The 19,134-nt window shown below is 68.9% G+C and carries 16 protein-coding genes; 7 read left to right on the forward strand and 9 right to left on the reverse strand.

All coding sequences use genetic code 11. The annotated features are described in order from the left end of the window. Positions 1–66 precede the first annotated feature (66 nt). From ACFWPX_RS22190 to ACFWPX_RS22200, 3 genes are read left to right on the forward strand one after another with little or no spacing between them, the layout of a single operon-like run. Positions 67–1,629: a TIGR02677 family protein gene (locus ACFWPX_RS22190; protein ID WP_378928927.1), complete on the forward strand. Its 1,563-nt coding sequence runs from the start codon at positions 67–69 to the stop codon at positions 1,627–1,629. Further along, positions 1,626–3,005 carry a TIGR02678 family protein gene (locus ACFWPX_RS22195; RefSeq protein ID WP_378928928.1) on the forward strand — a complete coding sequence of 460 codons (1,380 nt, stop codon included), beginning with the start codon at positions 1,626–1,628 and terminating at the stop codon, positions 3,003–3,005. The genes ACFWPX_RS22190 and ACFWPX_RS22195 overlap by 4 nt, the downstream gene beginning before the upstream one ends. A 2-nt stretch (positions 3,006–3,007) precedes the next feature. Continuing rightward, positions 3,008–7,357 carry a TIGR02680 family protein gene (locus tag ACFWPX_RS22200; protein WP_378928929.1) on the forward strand — a complete coding sequence of 1,450 codons (4,350 nt, stop codon included), beginning with the start codon at positions 3,008–3,010 and terminating at the stop codon, positions 7,355–7,357. Between the two features lie 21 nt (positions 7,358–7,378). Here ACFWPX_RS22200 and ACFWPX_RS22205 read toward each other — a convergent pair whose 3' ends face one another. Then, complete coding sequence (locus ACFWPX_RS22205) at positions 7,379–8,359, reverse strand: helix-turn-helix transcriptional regulator (RefSeq protein ID WP_378928930.1); 981 nt, start codon at positions 8,357–8,359, stop codon at positions 7,379–7,381. Between the two features lie 63 nt (positions 8,360–8,422). Between ACFWPX_RS22205 and ACFWPX_RS22210 the strand changes: the two genes are divergently transcribed. Next, the gene (locus ACFWPX_RS22210) at positions 8,423–8,851 is read left to right on the forward strand and encodes a RidA family protein (protein WP_378928931.1); all 429 of its coding nucleotides are present in this window, start codon (positions 8,423–8,425) and stop codon (positions 8,849–8,851) included. A 95-nt stretch (positions 8,852–8,946) separates the two neighbouring features. On the opposite strand, the gene ACFWPX_RS22215 is transcribed toward ACFWPX_RS22210, so the two are convergent. Next, the gene (locus tag ACFWPX_RS22215) at positions 8,947–9,657 is read right to left on the reverse strand and encodes a hypothetical protein (RefSeq protein WP_378928932.1); all 711 of its coding nucleotides are present in this window, start codon (positions 9,655–9,657) and stop codon (positions 8,947–8,949) included. A 275-nt stretch (positions 9,658–9,932) separates the two neighbouring features. Continuing rightward, positions 9,933–10,895 carry a helix-turn-helix transcriptional regulator gene (locus ACFWPX_RS22220; RefSeq protein ID WP_378928933.1) on the reverse strand — a complete coding sequence of 321 codons (963 nt, stop codon included), beginning with the start codon at positions 10,893–10,895 and terminating at the stop codon, positions 9,933–9,935. Between the two features lie 85 nt (positions 10,896–10,980). On the opposite strand from ACFWPX_RS22220, the gene ACFWPX_RS22225 reads away from it, so the two are divergent. Next, positions 10,981–12,117, forward strand: a complete 1,137-nt coding sequence (locus tag ACFWPX_RS22225; protein ID WP_378928934.1) for an epoxide hydrolase family protein — start codon at positions 10,981–10,983, stop codon at positions 12,115–12,117. Here the strand turns inward: ACFWPX_RS22225 and ACFWPX_RS22230 are convergent. From ACFWPX_RS22230 to ACFWPX_RS22240, 3 genes are all read right to left on the reverse strand, one after another. Further along, a complete protein-coding gene (locus ACFWPX_RS22230; protein ID WP_378912769.1) occupies positions 12,114–12,623 on the reverse strand; it encodes a M15 family metallopeptidase in 510 nt (169 codons plus the stop codon). The two genes, ACFWPX_RS22225 and ACFWPX_RS22230, sit on opposite strands and share 4 nt — an antisense overlap. A 9-nt stretch (positions 12,624–12,632) precedes the next feature. Beyond that, complete coding sequence (locus ACFWPX_RS22235) at positions 12,633–14,024, reverse strand: ABC1 kinase family protein (protein ID WP_378928935.1); 1,392 nt, start codon at positions 14,022–14,024, stop codon at positions 12,633–12,635. Between the two features lie 135 nt (positions 14,025–14,159). Then, a complete protein-coding gene (locus tag ACFWPX_RS22240) occupies positions 14,160–15,836 on the reverse strand; it encodes a fumarate hydratase (protein WP_378928936.1) in 1,677 nt (558 codons plus the stop codon). A gap of 256 nt (positions 15,837–16,092) precedes the next feature. Here ACFWPX_RS22240 and ACFWPX_RS22245 point away from each other — a divergent pair, with 256 nt between their 5' ends. Next, positions 16,093–16,602 (forward strand): MarR family winged helix-turn-helix transcriptional regulator, encoded by a 510-nt coding sequence (locus tag ACFWPX_RS22245; protein WP_378912772.1) that lies wholly within the window; start codon positions 16,093–16,095, stop codon positions 16,600–16,602. Here ACFWPX_RS22245 and ACFWPX_RS22250 read toward each other — a convergent pair. Continuing rightward, the gene (locus ACFWPX_RS22250; RefSeq protein WP_378928937.1) at positions 16,599–16,868 is read right to left on the reverse strand and encodes a hypothetical protein; all 270 of its coding nucleotides are present in this window, start codon (positions 16,866–16,868) and stop codon (positions 16,599–16,601) included. The two genes, ACFWPX_RS22245 and ACFWPX_RS22250, sit on opposite strands and share 4 nt — an antisense overlap. Between ACFWPX_RS22250 and ACFWPX_RS22255 the strand changes: the two genes are divergently transcribed. After that, complete coding sequence (locus ACFWPX_RS22255) at positions 16,861–17,052, forward strand: hypothetical protein (protein WP_378928938.1); 192 nt, start codon at positions 16,861–16,863, stop codon at positions 17,050–17,052. The two genes, ACFWPX_RS22250 and ACFWPX_RS22255, sit on opposite strands and share 8 nt — an antisense overlap. A gap of 99 nt (positions 17,053–17,151) precedes the next feature. Here the strand turns inward: ACFWPX_RS22255 and mftD are convergent, their stop codons facing one another. Both mftD and mftE read right to left on the reverse strand, forming a co-directional pair. Next, positions 17,152–18,396 carry a pre-mycofactocin synthase MftD gene (mftD, locus tag ACFWPX_RS22260; protein ID WP_378928939.1) on the reverse strand — a complete coding sequence of 415 codons (1,245 nt, stop codon included), beginning with the start codon at positions 18,394–18,396 and terminating at the stop codon, positions 17,152–17,154. After that, the gene (mftE, locus tag ACFWPX_RS22265; protein ID WP_378928940.1) at positions 18,393–19,094 is read right to left on the reverse strand and encodes a mycofactocin biosynthesis peptidyl-dipeptidase MftE; all 702 of its coding nucleotides are present in this window, start codon (positions 19,092–19,094) and stop codon (positions 18,393–18,395) included. Before mftE ends, mftD begins: the two co-directional genes overlap by 4 nt. Positions 19,095–19,134: the final 40 nt, after the last annotated feature.

Genomic DNA, 19,134 nt, shown 5'->3' on the forward strand with positions numbered 1-19,134 from the left:
GCGGTGCCACGCCGATCGGGGACGGGTCCGGCGGAGCCCCCGGAGGCCACCACTAACCTGTCTACGGTGACCGACTCCGCCGACGGCCTGCCCAGCGCCGTACCCGCCCTCTGGGACGAGCGTCTGCGGTTGTTCTCGTTCGCGACCGCCGAGAAGCGCGCCGACTACCTGCGGGTACTGCGCGCCTTCGACAGCGCTCGCGCCGCCTACGTGGTGTTGTTGCACGCCGACGACGTCGCCGAGTGGATTTCGAGAGCCGAGGCGGGCGGCCGGATCGAGGCGGCCGCGGGTGTCCCACTGCCCGCGGCCGGGATCGGTCCGCTGCTCGAGCAGTTGCATCGCTGGGGTGTGCTCGAACGCAGCTATGACGGCACCAGGGCGGCCACCCTGGCCGAGTACCGCAACCGGCACTACGTCTACCAGTTCGCGCAGGCCGGCTTCCAGGCCTACCGGGCGGTGGCCGGGGTGCTCGCGGCCCGGATGGAGGACGCGTCGCTGTCACGGCTCGTGCTGCCCGAACTGCTCGCCGACCTGCGCACGCTCGCCGCCGCCAATCGCGACGGCGATGCCGAGCGGGTCTACACCACCTTGCGCAGGCTCGACGCCGCGCTCACCGACATGGCCGCGCGGGCCGCGCATTTCTATCTGTCGCTGGGCGATCTGGTGCGCACGACCGAGATCACCCCGGAATCCTTTCTCGCGCACAAGGATGCGCTGCTGGCGCACATGCGGGAGTTCAGTCTGGATCTGGCCCGGTTCGCGCCGCGGCTGGCGGCGGCGATCGGCGAGGTCGAGGAGACCGGGGTCGAGCAGTTGATCGGTCGCGCGGCCGGGTGCGACGAGCGGGTGCTGTTGAGTTTCGATGAGCGCGAAGCGGATTGGCGTTCGCGCTGGGACGGGTTGCGCACCTGGTTCGTCGCCGCGGGCACCGAGTCGTCCGAAACGTGTGAGGCCGACCGGCTGCGGGAGGCGACGATGAGCGCGATCGCGGCGGTGCTGTCGCTGTTGCGCCGGGTCACCGAGACCCGCCGCGGTGGCGTCAGCCGGGAATCGGCGTTGCGGCACCTGGCCGAGTGGTTCGTCGCCACCCCCACCGCGAGCGGTGCGCACGCGCTCTACGACGCGGTATTCGGGCTGGGCAGGCCGCGTCATCTGTCGCTCGAACACCCCGATGCGGAGCTGATCCCCACCAGTCGCTCCTGGTGGGACGCACCGCCTTTGGAGATCTCCCGAACGCTCGCCGAGACCGGGCGCGCACCCACCGCGGGCGCACCCGCCCGGATCGCACGCAACGACGCGGGCATTCGGCGGTTGCGGGAGGCCCAGTTGGCCGCGCAGCGGGACCGGGCCGCCGCCGCCGCTTCGCTGTCGAAGGGCAATGTGCACGAGCGCGTGCTGGATCAGCGCGAGACGGAGGTGCTGTTGCGCCTGCTCGACGCGGCTTCCACCGCCTGGGTGCCGGTGAGCGGAAAGGTCGACGGCACAACAGGTTCCGACAACGGGGTGACGTTGACGGTGCGTCCGTGCGACGGGTCGACGGTGATCCGCACCGCGGTGGGCCTGCTCCACTTGAACAACCGGCGCCTCGAGGTGCGCGCTGGTTCAGCGCGGCGGGGGGTGGCCCGATGAAACGGCAACGGATCGACGCGCTGGCCCTGGACAGCTATCAGCGCGCGGCTCGGATGATGCTGGCCAACCACCTGGTCACCCGCGTCTACCCCGATCGGATCGCCTTGCCGTTGATCCGGCGCTGGGCGACGGAACTGCGCGAGGATCTGGCCGAATTGTTCGGCTACCGGCTGGAAGTCACCGAGACCACGGCCCGGCTCTACCCGGTGCACGACCGACTCGACGACGCCCGGCCCGCCCGCAGCGTCAACGACCGCGTCTTCGACCGCCGCCGCTACGCCTATCTCTCGCTGGCGCTCGCCGCGCTCGGCCGGGCGGGCGACCAGATCACCCTGTCCGAATTGGCCGAGCACGTCGCCGATTACGCGAGCCGGATCGAGGGCCTCGACCTGTCGACCGAGCGGGCCGCCGATCGCGACGCCTTCGTCGACGCCGTGGGCTGGCTCGGTGCGCGTGGTGCGCTGACCTTGGCCGACGGCGATGCGGGTGGCTGGGCCAGCGACCCGGAGGCGGGCGAGGCCCTCTACGACATCGACCGGCCGGTGGTGTTCGCCCTGTTCCGGCCCCCGCGCGCACTGCAACACCTGCACAGCGTGCGCGGTTTGCTGGCCGAAGACACCGAACAGGCATCGCCCGAGCAGGCCCGCCGGGTTCGCCGGGCACTGGTGGAGCGCCCGGTCGTCTATCTCGACGAGCTGCCGGAGGCCGAACGGGCGCTGCTGGGCCAGGACCGTCTGGTCGGCGAGGTCGAATACTGCACCGGTTTGCGGGCCGAACGCCGGGCGGAAGGGGTGGCGCTGATCGACACCTCGGGCCGGCTGTCCGATACCCGTTTCCCCGGCACCGGAACCCTGGCCCAGGTGGCGCTGCTGCTGATCGGCGAGATCGCCGACGCGGTTCTCGATATCGACAACCCGGTCCCCCATCGTCGGGGCGCGCTCGCTGCCGATGACGCGCTGCTCGACCAGCTCGACGCGTCCATCCCCACGGCGGGCGTGTTCGCTCCGCTCGCCGATGACATCGAAAACATCACCACCACAACCGATTTCGTCGACGACGAGATCGAGGACGACGAACCGGCCACCTATCCGTTCCTGGCCGAGACCTGGGTGCGCGCCACTGTCACCGCGCTCACCGACCGCTACGGCGCGACCTTCGCCGCGCAATGGCAGGCCGATACCGGCGGGCTCACCACCGAGGTGCTCGCGCTGCTCGCCAAGCTGCGGCTGATCCGGCCGGTCGATGACGGGCTGCTGGTCTTGCCCGCGCTGGCCAGATATCGCGGCGCGGTGGTCACCGTGCGGGTGCGCAAGGCCGAGGAATTGTTCGTCACCGCCGCCGATACCGACGGCAGCACCGGAGAGGGAGGGGTCTGAGCATGTCACTCATTCACGGCGGAGTGCGGTTCGTCCCGACCCGTGCGGGCATCGTCAACCTGTGGGATTACCGCGACCAGGAGTTCAGTTTCGCCGACGGTCGGCTGGTGCTGCGCGGACCCAACGGTTCCGGAAAGACCAAGGCGCTCGAGGTGCTGTTCCCGTTCGTGCTGGACGGGCGGATCGAACCGCGCAGGCTGAACCCGTTCGCCGGTGAAGAACGCACCATGAAGTCGAATCTGCTGTATCGCAAGCAGGAATCGGCCTACTCGTATGTGTGGATGGAGTTCGCGCGCGGCAGCTGGGACGACCCCGAGACCGTCACCGTCGGCATCGGCATGCGGGCCACCCGCTCCTCGGACAAGGTGACCCGCTGGTACTTCGTCGCCGACGGCCGCGCCGGGGTCGACTTCTCCCTCATCGGCCCCGACGACCGCCCGCTCACCCGCAAGCAATTGGCCGAGCAGATCGGCAGCGATGCCATCCTCGACCGTCCCGTCGAGTATCGCGCGGCGATCGACGCGCGTATGTTCGGGCTCGGCGTGCAGCGCTACGACCAGCTGATCAACCTGATCCTCACCCTGCGAAGGCCCCAGCTCGCCAAGAACCTCGACCCGCGCGGCCTCTCCCAGGCGCTCACCGACGGCCTGCGCCCTCTCGACGAGCAGTTGATCCTCGACGCCGCTCGCTCGTTCAGCGATATGGAGGAGGTCGGCCGGACCCTCGACGGTCTCGTCCAGGCCGACACCGCCACCCGCCGTTTCGTCGACGTGTACCGCAAATACCTCGCGGTACAGGCGAAAACCGACGTCGACCAGCTCCGCACCCGTCTCGACGCGGTCACCAACACCGCCACGGCCCTGTTCGCCGCGACAGCCCTGCGCACCCGTCGCGACACCGACCGCGCCGAAGCCGAGACCAGAGCCGAGAACGCCGATCACGCCTACGAACAGGCCATCGCCGACCGCGAGAACCTCCAACGCTCCAGTGCCTACGAGGGCAAACAGCAACTCGACGACCTGGCCGATGCCGTGCGCCGCCTCGAGACCTCCGCCGCGGCCCATCGCGACAAGGCCGCCGAGGCAGGTCACACGCTGCAACGTCGTGCCGAGGAAGCCTCGCGCGCGGCCGAGGCTGTCCGCACCGCGGCGGCCGCCCTCGTTCGCGGCGAAGACGCCGTCCGCGCGGCTGCCGAAGAAGCGGGCATCGAATGGACTCCGCCCAGCGCCGAGGGCCGCGGCGACCAGTTCACCGCAGCGGTCCGCGGCCACGCCGAAGAGCGCGACGCCGACGTCCGGGCGGTACGAAACGCACTGGGCAAGTGGGAAACCGCCGCCGCGGACCGTACCCGTTCCGAACGCCTCGCCGAACGCGCGATCGAACTGCGTGACTCCGCCGCCGCGGAAGTGGCCCACGCCGAAGCAGCGGTTGCCTTGGCCCGCAGCGAATCCGCGGCCGCTCTGCGCACCTGGTGGAGCACCAACACCGAGGTTTTCGCAGCGGTCGCCGGTAGCGTGACGGGCACCAGCGGGCCGGTCGACCCCGAAGCAGCTACGGCGGATGCGGGTCGGATCGACGCCGCGGCCGACCGAGGTCCTTCCGCGGGCTTGTTCGAGGCGCTCGACACCGCCATCGCGTGCGCGGGAGTGGCGGATATTCCCTCCGCCGCAGAGGTTTTGGCCGAGCGATGCGAGCCGCTACAGGAACAGATTCGCACCCGCCGCCAGGAAGCCCGGTCCCACGCGAGCGCTGCCGCCGCCCGCCGCGACGCGCTGACCGCCGAACGCAAGCAGATCGCCGCCCAACGCGACGACGCTCCCCCACCGCACCCCGCCAGAGCCGGTGTCCGAGAAGGCCTTCCAGGCGCTCCGCTCTGGCAGCTGGTCCGGTTCGCCGAGTCGGTGTCCCCGCGAGATGCGGCCGGTATCGAAGCAGCGCTCCAATCCGGCGGCCTGCTCGACAGCTGGATTTGCGGCCCGACTCTGCCCGCCGACGTCGACTCCGACCACTTCCTGCTCCCCTTGCCGGTCGACCAGCGTCCCCCCGGGCGCACGCTCGCCGATGTCCTTGTCGTCGAAGAGGACTCCACCGCGCTCACGGTTCCCACCGAGACCGTCGCCGCGGTGCTGGCCTCCATCGCGCTCACCTCGATGATCGAACACTCGGCTTCGTGCACCGGCGCCACACTCACCGCGCTGACCACTGCCGACACACCGCACGTCGTGGTCAGCCTCGCCGGGTCCTTCCGACAGGGCGTTCTCGTCGGCCACCATCACAAGTCCGAGGCCGAGTTCATCGGTACGACAGCGCGAGCCCGCAGGCGTGAGTCCCGGCTCGCCGAGATCGAGGCAGCGATCGAGGCAGCCGCTGCCGAGCACGACGCCGCGCGAGCCGAAGACGCTTCGGCCACTGCGGAATTGGCCGCGCTGTCCGCAGCCGCCAAGGCTCTGCCGCGCCCGTCGGCGGTGACCTCCGCTTTGCGTGCCGTAGCCGAGACCGCCGGTCTGATGCGTTCGCGGGTGGAGGCGGCGACGCAGGCCGAGCGCGAACTCGACCAGGCCGTCGCCGAAGTCGCGGCCTTGGACAAGAAGGTTCGCGCCGCCGCCGCGGCACACCGAACCCCGCGTGCGGCACGCGAACTCGACGCACTGGCCGCCGCCATCCGCCATTTCGAGAACACCGGCACGGGCCTGCTCCGCCTGCGCGCCGAACACGAACGCGAACGTGAACGCGAACGCGAGGGCGAGGACCGTCACGACGAAGCGCGGGCACTGGCCGAGGCGTTCGCCGAAGAGGCCGAGGCCGCCCGGCTCGGCTATACCGAGCAGCATCGCAAGCTCGAAACGCTGCGCGAAGCGTTGGGCGCCAGTGCCGCCGACATCGACCGTGACCTCGACCTGGCCCGTGGCGCCATCGAGGCGGCCAAGGCCGAACAGCGGGCCGCGCGCAAGGCCGCCAACGCCGCCATCGAAGCGGTCGGCGACGCCGAGGCCGCCTATCGCACCGCCAACGAAGCCCTCGCCACCGCGCTCACCGAGGTGCTCGCCGAGGTCCGTTCACTGGCCCCCTACGCACGCCCCGACCTGTTGAGCTTGCTCGGCGCATCGGTCGAACATCGCTGGCCCAGTAGCGATGCCGCGTGGTCCACCCCGGAGCAGCTGCAATACCGCATCGTCGCCGCGGGCCCGGAAACCGATCCGCTGGTGCTGCCCGATGAGGTGGCCGCCCTGTTCGCCGACCTCGACACCGCCACCAGCCAGGTCCGCGCCACCGAGGCCGGTCGCAAGTCCACCCGGTCCGCCGTCACCAGCGCACTCCAGGAGTTCGACGCCGCGCTCACCGCATCGGGTCGCGACTACCGCCTGAACTGGGACGCTGCCGACGGACTCACCGTCGTCGCCGTCCACGACGAAAACGGCCAGGCCGCCCTCGCCGACTTCGCCGCCCGCATCGACGCCGCCCGCCGCGACCAGGAACTGCTGCTCACCGATGCCGAACGCCGCATCCTCGAGGACGCGCTGCTGACCGGTCTGGCCCAGCAGATCCACGAACGCACCAGCGACGCTCGCGAACTCATCTCCCGCATGGGCGCGGAGATGAAGCAGCGGCGGATGTCGTCGGGCAACACCATCGGTGTGCACTGGATCCTCGCCGACGGCCTGTCGGAGTCCGCGCGCTCGGTGTGCAAACTCCTCGACCGCGACACCACCGCCCTGAGCTCGGATGACCTCGGCGCGGTGCGCGCCCACTTCGCCGCCGAGATCCGCGCCGCCCGCACCGCGCACCCGGAGCGTTCCTACCCCGAAATCCTCGCTGCCACCCTCGATTACCGCACCTGGCGAGTCTTCTCCTTCACCCTCATCTCCGGCGACGGCACCGAGGACAAGCTCACCGTCGCCCGCCACAGCGCCCTCTCCGGCGGCGAACAATCCGTTTCCCTGCACCTGCCGCTGTTCGCCGCCGCCCACGTGATGCTCGACTCCGCCGACCCCCAGGCCCCTCGCCTGCTGGCCCTCGACGAAGCCTTCGCCGGCGTCGACGACAACGGCCGCAGCGAATTGCTCAGCCTCAGTGTGCAATTCGACCTCGACCTGTTCATGACCGGCTACGACCTGTGGATCACCTATGCCCACGTCCCCGGCTGCGCGCACTACGACCTGGCCCACTCCACCGCTGAGAACACCGTCAGCGCAACCCTGCTCGTCTGGGACAGCGGCGAACTCCTCGCCGAACACGACGGCGGCGACCTCACCACCGCCCTCGGCTCTCCCAACCGCCGCCGGGTGCCGAACACCATCGAGGGTGGGTTGACGCTGGCGGGCATGCCCGGTGAACCGGCGTCGGTGGGCTGAACTGCCGGTCCCCGCGACTCATCAACTGGCTGATGACACTTCGTAGCAGGTGGCGAGCGCGGCGGCACGGTGGTGCAGGGCGGTGCGCAGCCATGGTGGGGCCAGCACTTCCGCGTTCGTGGCGAGCTGCCACATCGCCCATTCGGCGTGCCTGCGATCCTGGAAGGTGACCTCCATCCGCACCCGGCCGTCCGCATCCGCTTCCTCGCTCCGAACAGCCAGCGCGGTGCCGACCAGTTCCTCCCGTCGCGCCGGGTTCACCCGAACCACCACGGCGATCAGCTCGCCACCCTCGCGAAACCGCGTGCTGCGGTCCTGCCACGCCTGATCCAGATCGACCCGATCCGGCCGCTGGGCCGGTTCGTCCAGTTCCTCGGCCCCCCGCACACGCGACAGCCGGTAGGTGCGGTCCGCGCCGGATCTCGTGGCGAGCAAGTAGCCCTGTCCTCGGACGGTGACCAGGCCGATCGGGTCCACCGTGCGCCATCGGGGGTCCTGGTCCACGGCCGCGTAGTGGATGCGCAGCTTGTGTCCCGCGAGCACCGCGCGCCGGACCTCGGTCATGATCGTGTCGGACAATTCCTCGGCGACCAACCGGCGTGACAGGAGGTCGATCTCCGGGTCGACGAGCAAACGCTGGGCCGCGTCGCTCGCGGTGTCCCGGTAGCTCTCGGGGAGCGCGTCGACCACCTTGAGCATGGCCGATGCGAGGGCGGATCCGAGACCGAATGCCTGTGCGCCACGCCGTGATCCGGCGATCAGCAAGGCGAGGGCCTCCTCGTGGTTCAGCCCGGTGAGCTCGGTCCGGAACCCGGGCAGCAACGCGAAACCGCCGTGCCTGCCGCGCTCGGCGTAGACCGGAACGCCTGCCGTGGACAGTGCCTCGATGTCGCGCAGCACGGTGCGGGTGGAGACCTCCAGTTCGCGCGCGAGGGCGTCGGCCGACAGCCGGCCGTGCCGACGTAACAGCAACACCAGGGAGACCAGCCGGTCAGCTCGCATAGGAAAAACTATGCCAGGAATACACGACACAAGATGTCGTGTATTCCTGGCAGATTCATCGGCATGACCAACACCGAGCACGCACCCCGCACGGCCCACACCATCGTCAACCCGGACGGCCTGCACGACCCGACCCCCTTCGGCTACAGCCACACCGCCACTGTCCCCGCGGGAACGGAACTGGTGCTCGTCTCCGGACAGTACGGATCACGACCGGACGGCTCGGTCATCTCGCCCGATTTCGCCGAGCAGGTGAACCAGACATTCCGCAATATCGGCACCGCCCTCGCCGCCCACGGCCTCACCCTCGGCGACGTCGTCCAGCTCAGGACCTATGTGGTGAACCACGACGTCAGCAAGCTCGGCCCTATTGCTGGTGCTGTACAGGCGAATTGGGGGACGACGCCGCCCACCCAAACCCTCATCGGCGTAGCGAGCCTGGCGACGCCCGACGTGCTGTTCGAGGTCGAAGCCGTCGCCACCCGCCGCTGACCCGCCTCGTGCGCAGGTGCTGTAGCGCGATGAACCCGCGCAACTGGGCGCACAGGTCGCTCTAGCCGGGGCCGCCCCGTAGGTGCACGGCTCACCTACGGGGCGCGGGCAACGGATAGACCCCGCTCGAGGACGTCGTACGCCTCGGCAAGCAGCTCGAGCAGGTCGAGATCCTCTGTCCGGTCGAATGCTGCGACCACCGCGTCTGTGGCGGGTCCGTTACTCAGCCAGTCGACCAGTTCACCGAACGGCATCCACCCGTGGTCCCAATAGGAGTTCGTCGGAATCAGTCGGCCATCCTCGATACGGCAACCGTGTATCACGAGCTCATGCAGATTCCGCACCGCCGGCGCTGAATCCAGCAACGCCCATTCCACGAGCCGGGCAGCGATCGTGGACTCGGCCGCACCAACCACGCACACCACGACAGCGATGCCAGGACCCGGATTCGCAGCGGCAAATGTGCTGCGCCACAATGCATCCACTACCTCGGCGACCGCGTCGGCCTGCGGCCACGAATCCCAGCCCGCCTGCCGAAGCTTGCTGTACACGACCTCCATGTCGGGCATCTGCGGATCGTGGGTATGGAGCAGTTGCAGGATGCGACCGGTCAGGTAACGCAGGTCCGCGACCGATCCGACTGTGTTCAACGCCCGGAAGGCAAAGCTGCCCAGCTCGGTTCCAGTGAGTTGGTGTCGCGGCGTGCTCAGCAGGACCGCATAGTCGGCCGGATTCCGGCAGCACGGACAGGCTTCGATCGCAGCGGGCGGACCTACTGGGGCGAAGGCGTCATCGAGCGCGACCAATGCTCCGGCGAGCGCCTGGTCGACTCCGATGTAGGTCAACTCCGATCGAGGCACCCACCCGTACTCGTGCCGTATCGACATTCCGGGCCATCCGCCGACATCGTCACGGTCGCCGACATAGTGAATGAACGCACGATCTGGATCGTCGATCCAGATCTGGAACGGTTCCCTCCGCCACCTGCACGGCACTCGTAGATCAACGACCACCAGCCTCACAATACCGACGGTTCGGGCTGTCCACGATTCCTTTTCCGCAGGCGGTGAGGGGCGGACGCTCAATCGGCAAATGCGTCTGTGAGGCGATCCGCGAGGGCGCGTAGCCGCGCGGTGAGTTCTGGCGAATCGTGTACGCGGAAAGGTACTCCCAGGGAGATCAGCTGGATGGCGAGCCAGGTGGGGTCGTCATCTCGGGTGGCGGTGTGGCGGCACGTGGTGTCGCTGTCGGCGTGCAGGGTGTCCGGTTCTTCGCCGAGGCGGCCCGCGATCCGGGCGTGTGGCGCTTCGATGGTGACGTCGACGTGGTATTCGGGGGTGGCCCAGTCGGTTCGGCGGCCTGCGACGTAGTCGGCCGCGTCGGCGGCGGGGAGGTCGCGTGGGGTGGTGCGGGCGCCGGTGGGCTGGGGGTTTTCGATGCGGTCGGCTCGGTAGCTGCGCCAGGCGTCGCGGTCCAGGTCGTAGGCGACGAGGTACCAGCGGCGGCCCGCGGCGGCGACGCCGGTGGGTTCGGCGTGGCGGTGGGATCGGGTGCCGGTGGCGTCGCGGTAGGTGAAGCGGAGTCGTTCCCGGTTGGTGACGGAGGCGGCCAAGGTGGTGAGGACCTCCGGGTCGACGGTGGGGCCATCGCCGGCGCGGACCGCGACCGCCGAACCGACCACGCGCACCCGCCTGCGCAGTTTCGCGGGCAGGACCTGCTCGAGCTTGGTCAAGGCCCGCACCGACGCGTCTTCGATGCCCGCAACCGCCTGTCCCGCAGCGACTCTCAAGCCGACGGCGACCGCGACGGCCTCGTCCGCGTCGAGGATCAGCGGTGGCAGCGCGGAGCCCGCGGTGAGCCGGTACCCGCCGGCCGCACCCATCGCGGCGACCACCGGATAGCCCAGCTCGCGCAGACGGTCGACGTCGCGTCGCACGGTCCGATCGGTGACGCCGAGCCGGTCGGCCAGTTCGCTGCCCGGCCACTCCCGTGGCATTTGCAGCAGGGAGAGCAAACGGAGCAGTCGGGCCGCGGTGTCGGTCATGTTCTCGATTCTGCCGCACATCTAGGACCGGAACAGTCCTAGATGGCCGATAGCGTCGCCATCACACCGACAACGAGGAGTCCCGATGAGTACCATTCGCCCGTTCCGCATCGACATCCCCCAGGCCGACATCGATGACCTGCACGACCGGCTGACCCGAGCGCGCTGGGCAGCTCAGCTGCCCGGCGAGGGCTGGGACCGCGGCGTGCCCACCGAGTACCTGTGCGAGCTCGCCCGGTACTGGGCGAACGAATTCGATTGGCGCGCACAAGAAGCCGCGCTGAACACCTTCCCCCAGTTCATCACCGAGATCGACGGCCTCGACGTCCATTTCGTGCACGTACGCTCCCCCGAGCCGGACGCGGTGCCGCTGCTGCTCACCCATGGCTGGCCCAACTCGTTCGTCGAATTCACGCGCACCATCGGCCCGCTCACCGACCCGCGCGCGCACGGACTCGATCCCGCGCTCGCCTTCGACGTGGTGATCCCGTCGATCCCCGGATTCGTCTTCTCGGCGCCGCCTCGCGACACCGGAATGACCACGGCACGGGTCGCCGGGATGTGGGCAACCCTCATGGACCGGCTCGGCTACGACCGCTACGGCGCCCAGGGCGGCGACCTCGGCGCCTACGTCGCGCCGGACCTGGCGCTGGCCGCCCCGGAACACGTGATCGGCGTGCACCTCGACGGCGGGATCGGCATGCCGACGGAGGCCGACGTGCCCGCGATGTCGGCCGAGGACCGCGCGCAGTGGGCCGACATGCAGCAGTGGATGACCGGCGGCGTCGACCACCACGCCCTGTTGCGGGCGGCGCCGCACACGTTCGCGCTGGGCTGGAACGATTCACCGGTCGCGCTGCTCGCGTGGATGATGCAGAAGTTCCAGGAGTTCACGCCCATGGCCGAGCTCGCCGAAGACGTGATCGACCGCGACCACCTGCTCACCAACATCGCCCTGTACTGGTTCACCCAGACCACCGGCACCTCGTCGTGGCCGATGTACGACGGACTGCGCGACGGCGGTTTCGGCTGGCCCACCGATCAGAACCTGGTGCCGACCGGTGTCTACGGTGGCGGTTCACCGCTCATGCGCAAACTCGCCGACCACGGCAACAAGATCACCCACTGGCCGTCGGGAAATCCGGGCAACCATTTCGTCGCGATGGAGGAACCCGCCGCGCACGTCGCCGACATCCGGACCTTCTTCGCCGCGCTGATCTAGCGCTGACTCGCGTCCGGCACCCGGGGCGGACACGGGGTGCCGGGCGCGGTGACCAGCTCGAAATGCCACCACTCGTTATCGAAAGTCCGGCAAAGCCCCCAGCGGTTGCCGTTGTCCTCCAGCCACTGCGCCCCCACCTGCGGGCCGACGTCGACGGCGTGCCCGGAGACGTGCGTGGACTCCTCGGGCGGCAGCACCCAGCGGCGCGCCTCGTCGGGGCTGCCGTAGGTGGCGAGGCCGTCCTGCCAGAGCCATTCCTGCTGCTCGTAGGTGCGATGGCCGGAGGTGATCGACAGCGGCACACCCTCGGCGTGGGCCTGCTGCTCGGCGAGGGTGTAGGCGACGGCGAGGGGCGGGTCGAGGCCTTCGGTGCCTGCGGCCGATTGGAACTGTTCGCGCGGCTCGGGTTGGGCGGCGGTGGTGCCGATGCCCATAGCGGTCACGGCCGCGGCGGCCGTCATCGTCACCAGGATCCGGTCGGCCACGCGGCCGAGCACAGTTTTCATAGGCGGATTCTATCGACCGGACCGGTCGCCGAGGCCACGGCGCCACTGCTCGATCGCCCGGCCGATCTCGGTCTGCGGGGGTTCGTCGTAGAGCCATTCGCGGGCCAGCTGATGCCAGTTGGCGGTGACGCGCAGCTGACCGAGGGTGGCGAAGGTGAACAGGTCGGCGCGGCGGGAGAACACGTGCTCGGGCGGCAGCAGCTGTTTGTGCATGCCCTGGAAGTCGGACGCGCGCGGATCGACGGCGAGAAGCAGTGCGCCGGTGGCCAGTTCGGGGGTGATGGTGACTTCCTCGTCGAGCAGGTGCCAGCCGGTGGCTGCCCAGACGTAGGCCAGACTCTCCTCCACGGTGACCTCGGAATCGGGGTCGATGATCCCGCGGCCCAGCCACGCGGCGAACAGATCGTCGCCCCGGCCCTCCGCGGCGGCCCGTAGGACCGAACGCTCGAACTCGACGTGCGCCGGGTCCATCTCCTTGTAGAGGCCGAAGTCGACGAAGGCGAGTTTGCCGTCGGCGGCCAGCAGCACATTGCCCGGATGCGGGTCGCCACAGAACTCGTTGTCGGCGAACAGGCCGGCGATGTAGAAGCGGTAGATCAGCTCGCCGAGCCGGTCACGTTCGGCGGCAGGCAGCGTCTGGATGTGCGAAAAGGGTTGCCCTTCAACGAATTCCGTTACCAGCACATTGTGCGTGCAGAATTCCCCGATGCTGTCGGGCACGGTGATGAAGGGATGGCCACGATAACGCTGCGCGACCCGATGCTGGGTCTGAGCCTCGCGCTCGTAGTCGAGTTCACTGCGCAGATTGCTGGCGACCTCCTCCAGCACACCCGTATCGGCCATGCTCGGCAGCACCGTTCTGGCCATCTTGCCGAGGAACTCGAGATTGCTGATATCGGCGTGGACAGCACGGTCCACCCCGGGGTACTTCACCTTGACCGCGACGACCCGCCCGTCGTGCAGTCGCGCTCGGTGCACCTGGCCGATCGACGCCGCCGCGATCGACGTTTCGTCGAACTCGGCGAAGGTCTGTTCCAGTGGGCCGAGATCGTCCTCGATCACCTGCCGCATCGTCGGGAACGGCATCGCGGGTGCCCGGTCCTGCAGTGCCGCGAGCTGTGCACGGAACTGCTCGCGATGCGCTACGGGAACGAAGTCGAGATCGAGCACCGAGCCCATCTGCCCGAGCTTCATCGCCGAGCCCTTCATGCTCCCCAGCACCGCGACGATCTGCTGTGCCTTCATCATCGCCGACCGCTCGGCCAGCACCTCACGCGCCTCATCGGTGCGCCCGATCATCGACAGCCGCCGCCCGACCTCCCGCACCGCCTGCCCGGCCGCGAACTGCCCCAGCTTCGCACTGCGCGTCGCCCGCCCCCTGGGAACTCCACCGCTCGCCAATCCACACCCCTGTCAGGCCCCGTCACCGTATGTCGTGCGTCACAGTACACCGGGGTGACAGCCGACGCCGGGCCCCCGGAACAGACGAAACCCCGGCGCCCGCCGAAGCGGACACCGGGGCATCGGAGCGGGTGACTACACGCGTTCCTTGGAACGAGTACGCACGCGCAGGGCGATGGGCTTGGAGGTTTCGGCGAAGAAGTCGTTGCCCTTGTCGTCGACGACAATGAAGGCGGGGAAGTCCTCCACGTCGATCTTCCAGACCGCTTCCATGCCGAGTTCGGCGTATTCGAGGACTTCGACGTTCTTGATGCAGTCCAGCGCCAAGCGGGCAGCGGGGCCGCCGATGGAGCCCAGGTAGAAGCCGCCGTGTTCGTCGCAGGCCTTGGTGACCTGAGCCGAACGGTTGCCCTTGGCCAGCATGACCATGGAGCCACCCGCGGCCTGGAACTGGTCGACGTAGGAGTCCATCCGGCCCGCGGTGGTGGGGCCGAAGGAGCCCGACGCGTAACCCTCGGGAGTTTTGGCGGGGCCCGCGTAGTAGACGGCCATGTCGCGCAGATACTGCGGCATCGGCTCGCCCGCGTCGAGGCGTTCCTTGATCTTGGCGTGGGCGATGTCGCGGGCCACGACCAAGGGACCGGTCAGCGAAAGACGGGTCTTCACCGGGTATTTCGACAGTTCGGCACGGATCTCGTCCATCGGGCGGTTGAGATCGATCTTCACCACATCGCCACCGAGGATGTCGGCGGTCTGCTCCGGAAGGTACTGGGCCGGTTCGGTTTCCAGCTGCTCCAGGAAGATGCCGTCCTTGGTGATCTTGGCCAGCGCCTGGCGATCGGCCGAGCAGGAGACGGCGATCGCGACGGGGCAGGACGCGCCGTGCCGGGGCAGGCGGACCACGCGCACGTCGTGGCAGAAGTACTTGCCGCCGAACTGCGCGCCGATGCCGAACTCACGGGTGAGCTGGAAGACCTCTTCCTCGAGCTCGACGTCACGGAACGCGTGACCGGTGATCGAGCCCTCGGTGGGCAGGTTGTCGAGGTAGTGCGCGGACGCGTACTTCGCTGTCTTCAAGGCGAATTCGGCGCTGGTGCCACCGATGACCACGGCGAGGTGGTACGGCGGGCAGGCCGCGGTGCCGAGCGAGCGGATCTTCTCGTCGAGGAACTCGAGCATGCGCTCGGGGTTCAGGACGGCCTTGGTCTCCTGGTACAGGAACGACTTGTTGGCCGAACCGCCGCCCTTGGCCATGAACAGGAACTTGTACACCGGGTTGTCGGCGTCGCCCTCGGTCGAATACAGCTCGATCTGGGCGGGCAGATTGGTACCGGTGTTCTTCTCGTCCCACATGGTGATCGGGGCGAGCTGGGAGTAGCGCAGGTTCAGCTTGGTGTAGGCGTCGAAGATGCCGCGGCTGAGCCATTCGGCGTCGTCGACACCGGTGAGCACACCCTCGCTCTTCTTGCCCATCACGATCGCGGTGCCGGTGTCCTGGCACATCGGCAGCACGCCACCGGCGGAGATGTTGAGGTTCTTGAGCAGGTCGAGCGCGACGAAGCGGTCATTGCCCGAGGACTCCGGGTCGTCGATGATCTTGCGCAGCTGCCGCAGGTGCGCGGGGCGCAGGTAGTGGCTGATGTCGTGGATCGCCGTCTCGGTCAGCAGCCGCAGCGCCTCGGGCTCGACCTGCAAGAAGGTGCGCCCGTTGTGCTCGACGGTGCTGACCCCCTCGGTGGTGAGCAGGCGGTAGGGCGTCTCGTCGGCGCCGATGGGCAGCAGATCGGAATAGCGGAACTCCGGCGCGGTCACGGATCGCACTCCTTCGGGCAGGGCGGGCACCGCAACACTGCGGAGCACCAGGCAGGGCTGGTCACAAAGCAATCCGCAGCCTATCCACCACCCATACCCGCACGGTGGTTAGGCAACCCTATGTGAGGTTCCCGACCGACCCTAACCAATGTCGAGGTTGCACGTTCAACCCAAACGGTGCTACCCATTCTCCGGGCGGTGGCGGGCGTGCGCCGTTCAATCCGAAGCCTGCACCTTCAGAATCTGGAGCTCGATCGTGACCGATCCACAGTGGCTCGATGATGTCGAAATGCGTGCCTGGCTGGGCTATGTCCGGACCCGCGACCTGATCGCCGCGGCGATCGGACGTGACGCAGGCCGGGCAGCGAACCTGAGCTATGTCGAATATTCCGTGATGGTCTACCTAGCCGACGCACCAGGCCAGCGGCTCACCTTCGCCGATCTGGCCTGCGCGCTCGAATGGTCGCAGAGCAGGCTCTCGCACCAGATCACCCGCATGCAGAAGCGCGGCCTGGTCTCACGCGAGACGATGCCGCACGACCAGCGCCGCACGGTGGCGAAACTGACCCCGACCGGCGGGCAACTGCTCACCACGGCCGCGCCCGCCCATGTGCGCAGCGTGCGCAAACACATGATCGACGTGCTGGATCGCGACCAGCTCGCCACCCTCGCGGAGATCTACGACGTGCTCGTCGACCATCACCGCGGCGCGAACGCGGCCGAACCGGTCGGCCGGCTGCAGCCCGCCGCGCCCGGCGAGGACTAGGACCCGCCGCTGCCGCTGCCGCCGGAGGAGTCGGGGCGGGCCTTGCCCAAACCACCGCGCGCGACGCTGCCGCCTTTGGCAGGCGCACCGCGGTCGAAGACCTCGCCGCTGGTCGGGCGCAGGAAACTGCCCGCGGCGAGAGCGACGGCGACGCCGATCGCCGGGTACACGAAGGTGTCGGTGTGCTGGTACCAGAACCGCTTGTAGTTGGTGTCGGCGCTGTCGCACTGTTCGTCGGCCACGCGGACGTTGGTCGTCTTGTCCACGCAGACACCGACAGCCGCCGGTTTGGCGGCGGCCGAGGTGGTCGTGGGCGCCCGGGATGTGGTCGTCGGGGGTTTCGAGGTGGTCGTGAGTGTGGTCGACGCCGCGCGCGGTGCCGGTTTCGGTGTGGCGGTGCCACATCCGGCCGAGACCAGTGCCACCGCCACCACGGCGGGCAGCGTGTAGGACACGCTGCGCGACATCATGATTCGACTACGCGAACCCTCGATATCCGAAACCACACTCACGAATTCCCCCTCTGACGGTGATGCCCAACCGCCGATACTATCCAGCCGGGGCGCCGCTGACGACTGTTCCGTTGGACGCGAAATCCCGGTTGCCGGAATCCTTTTGCCCCGTATCGACCCCCAGCGCGCGTTCGAAGCCGGCGGGAACGATGATGTCGTCGCGGGTCAGGTCGGAGATCGAGGTCTTGCGCAGACCCAGCAACGCGGAATCGATTCCGCCACGCAGGATGTCGAGAACGTTCTCGACGCCGGCCTGCCCGTTGGCCGCCAGACCCCACAGGGAGGCGCGCCCGATCAGCACCGCACGCGCACCGAGCGCCACCGCCTTCACGACATCGCTGCCGCGCCGGATGCCGCCGTCGAGGAGGACCTCGATCTGGTCGCCGACCGCATCGGCGAGCACCGGCAGTGCCCGGATGGCGGCGGGGGTGCCGTCGAGATTGTTGCCGCCGTGGTTGGACACCGAGATGCCTGCCACGCCCGCGTCGACGGCGCGCAGGGCGTCGTCGACGCGCATCACGCCCTTGAGCAGTACCGGCCCGTCCCACTGCTCGCAGATCCAGGCGACATCGTCCCAGTCGGGTGCCGGTGTCTGCATCCATTCGCCGTAGGCGCCGAAGAATCCGGGCGCCGCGCCGCCGCCGACCGCCATATTGGGCGCGGTGAGGTCGGGGATGCTGCCCGAGCGCAGGTATGTCGCGAGCCAGCGCGGGCGCGCGAGGGTCTGCGGCGCGAACTTCATCATCGTGCGCAGGTTCAGCGACTCCGGGATCACCGGGCTGCCCCAGTCGCGGCCGTGCGAGAACGACCAGTCCAGGGTGAGGATCAGGCCGACCGCGCCGGCTTTCTTGGCCCTGGCCATCCGCTCGAGGATCTGGTCCTTGTTGCCGCACCAGTACAGCTGGAACAGGGTCGCCGGGTTGGCGGCGAGCACATCCTCGACGGGCTTGCTCGCGAAAGAGCTGAGCCCCATGGCGATTCCGCGTGCCGCCGCGGCGCGCGCGACGGCGACCTCACCGTCGGGGTGCACCGCCTGCACGCCGGTCGGCGAGATCAGCACCGGCATGGACACCTGCTGACCGAGCACCGTGGTCGATTGGTCACGGTCGCCGATCGGACCCGCGCAGTGCGGGGCGAAACCGAGTTCGGTGAACGCGGTCTGGTTGTCTTCGATGGTCTGTCCGCGTTCCGAACCGGCGATCAGCGCGCCGTACACCGACTTCGGCAGACGCTTGCGGGCGCGCCGCTGCGCCTCGGCAACGGTCTCGAACCAGGGATTCATCGGGGTCCTTCCTCATGATCCTGCGGCCACCATCGGCGCAGGTCTTCCAGCAATGCGGTAGTGGCGGCCCGCAGCAGGCCGGTGCCTTCGCGGGCACTCGATCCGGTGGGGTCGCCGAGGATTCCATTGGGGCTCACTGCCCGCACTCCGCCCTCGCGCAGCAGCGGCAGCAGTTCGGTCAGCGGGCGACAGTCCCCCGCTTCGGCCAGTTCGGTGCGCACCAGGTCGGGGCTCAGCGCGAGCTGGATCGAGGTCTCGGTGCGCCCGGCGTGCGGGTCGCCGCCATAGCCGGGCGAGAACACACGCACGTCGCGCGACTCCGACCGCAACAAGGCGACGGCTCGGCGCAGGGCTTCCACATTGCCGCCGTGCCCGTTGACCAGCACGATCCGAGCGAACGTGTCCGTGGCGGAGCGGCACAGTTCGACGACGAGCAGTTCCAGCGCCGCCTGTCCGATCGACAAGGTGCCCGCGAACCCCGCGTGCTCGCCGCTGGCCCCGTAGGCCAGGGCAGGCGCGATGAGCACATCAGAGCGCTCGGCCGCGACCCGGCGACACACCGCCGACGCGATGTCGCTGTCGGTCGAGAGCGGCAGATGCGGGCCGTGCTGCTCGGTCGCACCGAGCGGAATGACCAGAATCACTCCCGCGGCGGCGCGCACACCTGCCTCGGGCGATGTGAGGTGCGCCACGAACATGGCGCCAACATTAACGTCAGTGACTGACATAATCAATAGC

This window comes from Nocardia sp. NPDC058518, assembly GCF_042719655.1.
Classification (GTDB): Bacteria; Actinomycetota; Actinomycetes; order Mycobacteriales; family Mycobacteriaceae; genus Nocardia.

Excerpts from the sequence above, each read along its gene's own strand:
- ACFWPX_RS22195 (WP_378928928.1), top strand. The coding sequence starts at position 1,626 with ATGAAACGGCAACGGATCGACGCGCTGGCCCTGGACAGCTATCAGCGC.
- ACFWPX_RS22200 (WP_378928929.1), top strand. The coding sequence starts at position 3,008 with ATGTCACTCATTCACGGCGGAGTGCGGTTCGTCCCGACCCGTGCGGGC.
- ACFWPX_RS22205 (WP_378928930.1), bottom strand. The coding sequence starts at position 8,359 with ATGCGAGCTGACCGGCTGGTCTCCCTGGTGTTGCTGTTACGTCGGCAC.
- ACFWPX_RS22210 (WP_378928931.1), top strand. The coding sequence starts at position 8,423 with ATGACCAACACCGAGCACGCACCCCGCACGGCCCACACCATCGTCAAC.
- ACFWPX_RS22220 (WP_378928933.1), bottom strand. The coding sequence starts at position 10,895 with ATGACCGACACCGCGGCCCGACTGCTCCGTTTGCTCTCCCTGCTGCAA.
- ACFWPX_RS22225 (WP_378928934.1), top strand. The coding sequence starts at position 10,981 with ATGAGTACCATTCGCCCGTTCCGCATCGACATCCCCCAGGCCGACATC.
- ACFWPX_RS22230 (WP_378912769.1), bottom strand. The coding sequence starts at position 12,623 with ATGAAAACTGTGCTCGGCCGCGTGGCCGACCGGATCCTGGTGACGATG.
- mftD (WP_378928939.1), bottom strand. The coding sequence starts at position 18,396 with ATGAATCCCTGGTTCGAGACCGTTGCCGAGGCGCAGCGGCGCGCCCGC.
- mftE (WP_378928940.1), bottom strand. The coding sequence starts at position 19,094 with ATGTTCGTGGCGCACCTCACATCGCCCGAGGCAGGTGTGCGCGCCGCC.